The organism is Bacillus sp. JJ1122, assembly GCF_036964885.1.
Classification (GTDB): domain Bacteria; phylum Bacillota; class Bacilli; order Bacillales; family Cytobacillaceae; genus Mesobacillus.
Genome location: NZ_JBALQL010000001.1, coordinates 1 through 9,021, shown reverse-complemented (window position 1 = coordinate 9,021; position 9,021 = coordinate 1). Strand labels below are relative to the sequence as shown.

The 9,021-nt window shown below is 42.8% G+C and carries 6 protein-coding genes and 1 pseudogene; all 7 read right to left on the bottom strand.

The genetic code is table 11. The annotated features are described in order from the left end of the window. Window positions 1-128 precede the first annotated feature (128 nt). Window positions 129-1,376 (bottom strand): EAL and HDOD domain-containing protein, encoded by a 1,248-nt coding sequence (locus V7201_RS00030; protein WP_335374739.1) that lies wholly within the window; start codon window positions 1,374-1,376, stop codon window positions 129-131. A gap of 259 nt (window positions 1,377-1,635) precedes the next feature. Then, complete coding sequence (locus V7201_RS23130; RefSeq protein ID WP_438824999.1) at window positions 1,636-2,454, bottom strand: methyl-accepting chemotaxis protein; 819 nt, start codon at window positions 2,452-2,454, stop codon at window positions 1,636-1,638. Window positions 2,455-2,577: 123 nt separating this feature from the next. After that, window positions 2,578-2,772 (bottom strand): annotated as a pseudogene (locus tag V7201_RS23125) (HAMP domain-containing protein); the annotation flags it as partial. A gap of 768 nt (window positions 2,773-3,540) precedes the next feature. Next, window positions 3,541-3,948: a GNAT family N-acetyltransferase gene (locus V7201_RS00020; protein ID WP_335374737.1), complete on the bottom strand. Its 408-nt coding sequence runs from the start codon at window positions 3,946-3,948 to the stop codon at window positions 3,541-3,543. Beyond that, window positions 3,935-4,627, bottom strand: a complete 693-nt coding sequence (locus V7201_RS00015) for an HAD family hydrolase (RefSeq protein ID WP_335374736.1) — start codon at window positions 4,625-4,627, stop codon at window positions 3,935-3,937. The genes V7201_RS00020 and V7201_RS00015 overlap by 14 nt, the downstream gene beginning before the upstream one ends. Window positions 4,628-4,684: 57 nt before the next feature. Continuing rightward, the gene (locus V7201_RS00010) at window positions 4,685-7,153 is read right to left on the bottom strand and encodes a S8 family serine peptidase (RefSeq protein ID WP_335374735.1); all 2,469 of its coding nucleotides are present in this window, start codon (window positions 7,151-7,153) and stop codon (window positions 4,685-4,687) included. Window positions 7,154-7,398: 245 nt separating this feature from the next. Continuing rightward, window positions 7,399-8,826, bottom strand: a complete 1,428-nt coding sequence (locus V7201_RS00005; RefSeq protein ID WP_335374734.1) for a S8 family serine peptidase — start codon at window positions 8,824-8,826, stop codon at window positions 7,399-7,401. Between the last annotated feature and the right edge of the window lie 195 nt (window positions 8,827-9,021).

The window sequence follows — 9,021 nt, the reverse complement described above, 5'->3', positions numbered from 1 at the left end:
GCGCTGGAGCTGGATTAAGCAAATCTGGCTTGAGTTATCCACACTTGAAAAATTTTATAATTTCCTAATCAAACAAAAAGAGCATGCCAAGATAACGGACTCTCTGCATACTCTCTATCCTAATTCATTTAGACGCTAACTTCACTCAAGACTTTGGTTGCCCAGTCACTGGCCTCAGCATACAGGCGGAAAAGTTCTTCCAGATGTATAGAGGTCGGATTGAACTTTAGCTCCGCCCCTTCATGGAAGACAAGTTCGATCTCCTTTAAGAATTGAAGCATCATATATTCATCGTTCTTTTCACCTGATAGGGCATCCTTCAGTTCATTGCTCAAAGGCAAGTCCTCAAGAAGTTCTTCCATCGGGTGATGCAGCAATGAATCCATCAGCGAGAACATTCCGAGCAAGAAGTACTTTGATGACAGTACTTCTCTGCCAACCTTTCTGCCAATCAATTCACCAAGCTTCCCGCGTTTCAGCGAAAGCTCAATGATTTCGCGTTCCTTTGAACCACCGTCAGCGCCGCCCTTGTCTGCTCCTCTTATAGCTAAAACATAAATCCATTTCTTGATTTCATTGAGCCCCAGCAGAATGATAGCCTGCTTAATCGAAGAAACTTCATTTCTCGGACGGAATACAGGATTATTAATCAGCCGGAGCAATTTATAGGATAACGATATGTCTTTCTCAATGACATCCTTGATTTTTTCAAGATCAGGTTCGGGACACTCTATTTCTTTTAATATTTGAAAATAGGAATGATAGTAAGATGGTATATCGTAGCTATTCAAAATCACTGGCTTGCTGAAATAAAATCCCTGGTAATATTCAAACCCATCTTCTTTGGCCTCATGATATTCTGAAATCGTTTCCACTTTTTCAGCAAGGAATTTGATGTCCCTTCCTTTTATAAACCTGATCATTTCCTGTCTGTCAGAGCGATTCGTAGTCCTGAAGTCAATCTTGATGATGTCCACATAATTTAGTAATTCAATGGTAACATCGTTCCATTGTGAAACGAAAAAATCATCGAGAGCAATTGTATAACCATGCGCCTTTAATTCCTTACAGATCGCAAGAATTTCTTCATTTATTTCAACTGTCTCCAGAATTTCGACCACGATTGATAATGGGTTAAAATATGACGGCACACCGAGCTTCAATAATTTCTCTGTAAAATTAATAAAACACGGCTTGCCATTAGACAATTCCTTGATCCCAATGTTCAAGAAACTGTTCACGATGACATCAGTGGTAGCCTGATCCCCGTTTGTGTGCTGATAATTATTGACTGTGCTGCTTCTGTAAAGCAATTCATAAGCAACAGTATTTTCGTTTATATCAAAAATAGGCTGCCTTGCAACGTATATATCCACAATGTATTCCTCCTGGGACACTTAAGAAAAACCATATATGTAAATATTAAACAATAACTTTGTAGGAAAAATATACTATTAATTTACAAGTATTACAAGAGGAGATTATAATTTACCATATTTTATAATACTATCAGTTGAATAATATATTCAGATGAAAATCTCTTCGCAAATTATGTGAAATTCCCTTTATTTAGAGCTGAATCTAATAGAATTCAAAAAAGGCAACTAACCATAAGATTAGCTGCCTGCATCATTGCTACAATTTAAATTTGCCAGTAAGTTCTTTTAGCCTGGCCGACATTTCAGAAAGACTTTCAACGGATTGAGCCATGTCTGTTATGAGGTGATCTTGTCTATTGGTAATCGAGACGGTCTGTTGAGTACTAATGGCTGCTTGTTCAGCAATCTTAGCTGTCTCAAGTGCAGAAGCAGTAATTTCTTCAGCCGAAGCTGACATCTCTTCAGATGTGGAAGTGACTTCCTGTATTTGCTTTGCCACTTCCTCGATGGATGTCAAAATGGAACTGAACACTTTTCCCGCTTCCGATACAACATTCATCCCTTTTTTCACATCATCCAGAACCACGTCCATAGCCGTTGCAGTGTTTTCGGTATCTCCATTTATCCGCTCTATTATTGCCTGTATATTTTCTGTCGACTTTGCGGAAAGTTCAGCAAGCTTCCTGACTTCTTCTGCAACTACTGCAAAACCTTTTCCTGATTCACCTGCACGCGCAGCTTCAATTGCAGCGTTTAATGCCAGCAAATTCGTTTGAGATGAAATCCCGCTGATTATTCCAACGATCGTCGAAATTTCATCTGAGTGCCCTTTTAATGTCATGATCAATGAGGAAGAACGATTGACAGAGTCACTGTTCGTACCTATTTGATCAATGACCTCTTCCAGCTTTTGATTTCCCTTCGTCACTTCTTGTAATGTATGAACAGATAATTCAGATGCAGTTGATGATGATTCCGCAATATGATTGACACCCAAGGACATTTCTTCGATCACTCTAACGCTTTCATTAAGACTTTGATGCTGCGACTCCGAATTCCCGGAGATATCCTCCATGGTACTGGCAATTTCCCTGCTCGCTGATTTTGTTTCATTTGCCTTTGATAAAAGTAAAGAGGAAGTTTCATTCAATTCCAGACTATACTTATTGATAGTTTGAATAATCCCCCTTAAATCCTGAAGCATTTCATTGAATGATAGAGTTAATTTTCCAATTTCATCCCGGCGCTTTGATTCGACGATGATAGACAAATCACCATCGCCAATGGCTTCTGTATTTTTTGATAAAAGCTTGATCGGCTTCGTAATAGACTGGGTAATTGCCCAGGTAACAATAACGCTAATGACTAAAATAGCCGCTATGATCAAAAGCATTTTTAGCTTACTTGCTTCCATTCCTTTATAGACGTCCGTTACATCATAATCCGATCCGACGATACCAATCAATTCACCTGTATCAGATTTTATTGGAACATAGGCAGAAACCAGCCCGCCATATTCCTCAGTATTCGTCATTTCCATCTCTGGTTTTCCAGTTTCAAAGGCTCGTACGATTGCAGGATACTCTTCAATGCCCTTTTCTTCATCCCCGATTTGGGAAGCATCTTTGGAATTTAACGGCATACCATCCACTACGTAATAATATCTGTAGCCATCTCCTGATTTTTCTCTTTTCATTGTATATAAATAAGTAAGCCCATTTGCTTCTCTTATTTCATTCATCTGGCTTCGCAGCTCTTTATAATAGGCTGTTTCTCCAGATTCTACTATCTTCTTATAATCTTTTATATTAATAAGATTAGCAGCACGCTTAGAAATCCCTGATATTTGTTGGCTCACTGCTTCTTCCACTAACGTTTCTGAAGCATTCATAGATACATAGCCAATGACTAAGCCGGAAATTAGGATCAATCCTGAAAAAATAAGCAACATTCTCATTTTGATGCTTTTTACCATGCAGTATACTCTCCTTATGAAAGACACATTTAATAGGAGTAAAGTCCTGTATAATATTTTACTTTATTTGGACATGATGTTAAATACTGCTAGTGGTAAAAATTATGTCTAATATTAGACTATTTTGGAGAATGAATGTTTTTACAAATACACTCCGATAAATGAAGTATTGTTTGTGGAGCCGTTTCAATATTTCCGATACATCCCATGAGAATCAGGGTATGTATAAGCAAACCCAAATTGTTCATAAAGTTTATTTGCGGGATCATCGGCTATCAAACTGACATACGATCCCGGATACGTATTTTCCTCAAGATAACCCATCAATTCTTTCATTATTAGCTTTCCAAGTCCCTTTCCTTGCTGATCCGGTTTGACCGCGATATCGACGATTTGAAAAAAAGCTCCTCCGTCACCGATGATCCTTCCCATTGCCACTAATGTGGAGTCATAGTAAACGGTGACGGCAAAGAGGGAATTTTTCAGACCAATGCTTGCAGCCTCCACGGATTTACTGCTTAATCCGGCTTCGACGCGCAGATTCAGATAGTCTTCAGGCGTTGGCGCAATATGCATCACGTTAAAATCTTTCATTTATCTCTGCTCCTTTCAAGCTTTGAACGATGGCTGCTATTTCATATAAATCATTGATGGTAAAATCGGCCTCGGCGTCCATCCAATAGTCATCATGCTTCCAGATTCCAAGCATTCCTGCTTCCCTGGCGGCCTTGATATCATTCTCCGGATGGTCTCCTACAAATATACTTTCCTCTGCTGAAACGGAAAGATTGTCCAGCCCCATTTGAAAAATCAACGGGTCAGGTTTTCTTAGTCCTACCTCATCAGAAATCAGGATAGTATCAAAGTAACTCGCAATCCCTAGCGCATTCAGGTTCTCTCTCTGGAATTTTCTCTTCCCATTGGAAATCAAGCCGAGTATTATGCCCATTTGACTCAGGGTTTCTAAAACCTTCTGAACGTTTCGGAAGGGCATACATGCATTTTTAAAATTAATAAGGTAGTCCTCAAGGAGTTGTTCCCAGGTCAATTCCGTTATGTTCATTTCCTGTAAAAGCTGACTGTATACCCGGTCCTTCCAAACATAACCGCGGCAATCCAGTTCTATGAATCTATTCATGAAATGCTGTTTGTCTACTAAATATAATTCTTTTATATAACGCTCGTACTGGTCGTTGATGAATTTTACCAGCGAGGCATTCCGGTCGAGCAGGGTCCCGTCGAGATCGAAGAATACTGCTTTGATTTCAGGCATACATTTCACCCCTTATAATGTAAAAGAACAGACCCTGGGGCCTGTTCTGATTTTACCTTATTTTAGAAATGCATTATAGTATCGAGTCATCGCCACTGCAAAGTCTCCGCGTGTATTTTTTACAGATGGGCTGAAGGTTGCTGTCACCTTCGGCTTTAGATCATAAGGTCCTTGAGTTACAGCAAATTTAGCATTAAGAATATTCAGGTCTAACGCGAGCTGGACATATCCTTTGAGCTGAGCCGGAACTTCAGCTGCATCGGCAATCGCAATTCTTTCATCGTTATACTGGATGGTCAGCTGCCCATCAAATTTCTGGGCTTCTTTTTGCATGCCTAGAGCCTGAACCAAGGAATAAGCTAACTCTGCTCGTGTAACGCCATCTTTAGGGGCAAACTTGCCGGCTGCTTTTGGTAACATGACCCCCTGCAGGATATGTTGCGTGTCCCGGAATGATGCTCCTTTTGCCGTTGCAGCTTCAATAAATGGTATGTCTTCGCTCAGGATGTCTGTGAAGCTCGGGGCCTTCGGAAGGGATTGCTTGATTTCAGCTCCCATGACTAAATATTTTGCCAGTTCTGCTCTTGTTAAAAGTGCATCCGGCTTGAAAGCGCCATTTGAATAACCGTCGAATAATCGTTCACTTACGCCGATTTTAATCGCTTCAGCTGCAGGGTGGTTCGTGATATCATTCAGGCCTGTAAAACCACTGACCTTCGTGAAGGCAAGATCTCCCTGAACTGTTTCCGGGAGGCCTACTCCGATTGGGTTGGCGTCTGCTCCGCGAAGCCCTCTGATTTCTGCTTTCCAGGCTCCCGGTGCCGGTGAAGTAACTGACACAGTGCGATCATAGTAGAGCGGGAATAGCAGGCTGACTCCCGAGCTGTACTCCGTGCCATCTGGTGCGATCAGGACCAGGTTAATTGGATTGCCTGTTTGTTCCATTACACCTGCACCATCTACTTTTGCCACTAGGCTGGACATGCCGTCTTCTACTGTAAATTTATACTGATTGTCAGAAACAAATGTTAATGGGTTATAGTCGACTGAAAATTCCCTGCGCTCGGTTGTCGATTTTACATTGCTATAAAAGATTTGTGTTGCGTTTACTGTTTTACCAAAAGCAGTATCGTTAAAGACTTTGTCAATCGCAGCATATGCATTGACGTAGCCTGAACCCACTTCCCAAGTTTCATAACCTGGCATATTTGTAGCTGTCTGTTCGAGAATCTTCTTCACTTCTGCAGGTGAAAGCAGTGGATTCGCTTCAAGCATCAGTGCAACGATTCCCGCAACATGCGGAGTGGCCATCGAGGTTCCGCTCATTGTGGTGTAGTAAGGCAGATAAGCCGGCTCGATGGTCTCGATATCCTGCTGGGCTCCAAGGCTCGATACCGGCCCAATGACGCGAGTTGATACGATATCGACACCTGGGGCAGTTACCGTAGGCTCATCCTTCCATGTCCATTCCTGGCCATCCAAGGTAAAAGTACCGCCTACCCCCTTTGTTCCTCTTGAAGAGAAATCAGCCAGCTTGCCGTCCTTGACACCCGCTGCTACTGAGATGACCCATGGTGCTTTAGCATAAGGGTTATGTGTGTTTTCTGCAGGACCTTCATTTCCCGCCGCGAAAAGAACCGTGATACCGCGGTCATATGCTTTTTTGCTCGCAATATTGATTGGGTCATTCGGATCGAAATCACCTGATGATCCCCATGAATTGGTGATGACACGAATATTGTACTGCTGCTGGTGAGTGATGGCATAATCGAATCCGCCAATACCATCAAGGACGAACAGCGCTGCTCCTGAACCGTAGCCGATTAGATCCGCACCCGGTGCAGCACCTTCATATTTACCGCCTGACATCGCACCTGTTCCGCCAACCGTTCCCGCAACATGTGTGCCATGACCGGAATTCGTATCCGTATTTGGAACGTTTTCCTGATAAGTGATTGGCAGCAAGCCTGGCGCAAGGGCATTCAGATTCGTGGAGCCTAAAACGTTCTGGACAAGATTTTTACCAAACTCATGGTCCTTATGTGTACCATCGACACCGCTGTCATTCACAACAACGCCGATTCCTTTCCCCGTAACAGGAAGGCCGCCATTTGCCTTGCGGAAGCTGTCGTCCGTCCTTGCTTTATCAACTCCAGTGATGGCAGTTGCGTCAGCATTGAAGTAGGAAAGCTTCTTGTTAAGATAAATCGATTGAACCTCTGGATTGTCTGCAAGCTTTTGAATCTGGTCTTTTGTTGCGACCACTCCGGCAATCGGCAACGATTTCATGCTTAGCCCTGTCTCAATGCCAAGCGTCTTTAACAGCGACAATTGTGTACTGCTTGGCGCACCATCACCTTTAAAAGTAACAATTACCTCAAGGGAGCTAGCTGTGCTGAGCGCTTTTTCAATCAGCGGGTCAACTGCCGCTGTACCGTTGGCAGTGGCCTCAGCCTTTCCCTGCTGGACTAGAAACGAAGGAAAAATAAGCAACAGGGCAAACAACAAATAGACGAAACGTTTCATATAAATCTCCTCTCATCTTATAAAAATTTTAAATATTCTTAACTTTATTTTCATGAAAATCCTTTGTGAAATCTATTCTTCAAAAGTTGTAAACTTTGATTCCGGAATGTCTATTCTTGTGTCGTGCTAAAGTTGTAGATGGGTAGTGCTAAGAGCGTTTGATTTTCATTTCCTAGTTTTCTAGTTAATTTCGACTTTTCCCCCAAAAAAGTCTCCCTTCCCTCTGGCAAGAGAGACGAATTCAATCAATCCTTCAAATTAAAAGCAGCATCAACTGCCTTATAAGCATTCACATAACCAGCGCCTACTTCCCAGGCTGCATAATCTGGCATGGCAGTCGCTGTCTGTTCGAGGATTAATTTTACCCCGGAAGGAGACAGCAATGGATTGGCCTCAAGCATGAGGGCAATGATGCCAGCCACATGCGGCGCAGCCATGGATGTTCCGCTCATTGTCGTGTAGTACGGGATGTAGGCAGGTTCGATATACTGGGCGTCATCCGTTGCTCCAAGCAGAGGAATTGGGCTGATGACCCTCGTAGAAATGATATCCACACCTGGGGAGGTGACGGTCGGCTGATCGTCCCATTTCCATGTCTGGCCATCAACTGAAACGGTTCCTCCTCTTCCTTCTTCACCGCGTGATGAAAAATCAGCTAGCTTACCAGACTTATCACCTGCTGCAACGGTGACGACCCAGGGGGCTTTTTTATAGTTGCCGGAAATCGTCTTTGCGTCTGGCCCGGAGTTACCTGCTGAAAAAACAGTGACGATTCCGCGATCATACAATTTCTTTGTCGCAATGTTAATAGGGTTATAAGGGTCGAAGTCTGTTCCAGCATCACTTGTGTCGCCCCATGAATTCGTAATCACGCGGATATTGTATTGCTGCTGGTGAGTCAATGCATATTCAAATCCGCCAATTGTATCAAGCATAGCAATGGCTGCACCTGAACCATAGCCAATCAGGTTGGCACCTGGAGCGACACCTTCATATTTACCGCCCGACATCGCACCAGTTCCGCCAACGATTCCAGCTACGTGAGTACCGTGACCAGAACTCGTATCAGTGTTAGGGACGTTTTCGATGTATGTGATGGGCAGAAGCGAGTCAACTGCATGGAGATTCGTAGCGCCCAATACATTCTGGACGAGGTGGCTGCCATACTCCAAGTCTTTATGCGTACCATCTACCCCGCTGTCATTGATGACAACGCCAATCCCTTTGCCAGTAACCGGCAAGCCGCCATTCAGCTTTCGCATTGCATCGTCTGTTCGGACTTGATCTACTCCAGTAATGTCCGTTGCTTCAGCATTTTCATATTGGAGCTTTTTGTTCAGATAGATGGAAACGACTTGATCGCTTTGAGCAAGTTGATCAATTTGAGACTTTGTCGCTAAAACCCCTGCTATTGGGAGCTCATTCAATGTCAGACCTTTTGTTATACCGAGATTCTCCAGGAGTTTCCGCTGTTCAGGCTGGACACCTTCTTTGCTTTTGAAGGTTACGATTGCTTCTACAGGACCAATTGCCGTTAAGAGGTTGTGTGTTAAAGCAGAATCCACAACTGCTTTAGCAGGCTCATTTGCCTTGGTATTTGTGGCGGGAACAATTGAGGTATAAATCATAGAGGCCATAAGAATAAAAGAAAAAAAAGCGGTTTTCAACTTCATCTATTGTTCAGCTCCTCAGCTATTTTTCTTAATATTCCCACAATATTTACATTAAAACCATTCTGCAGAAGGGTTAAAAAATAATAACCTCCGTACTAACTTCCACTACTACTAAAGTAGTAACACAAGTACCAAAAGCATAAAAAAAGAGCCCCGGCGAAGGACTCTTTAACACCTTAAACCGCTGGGGGTCAG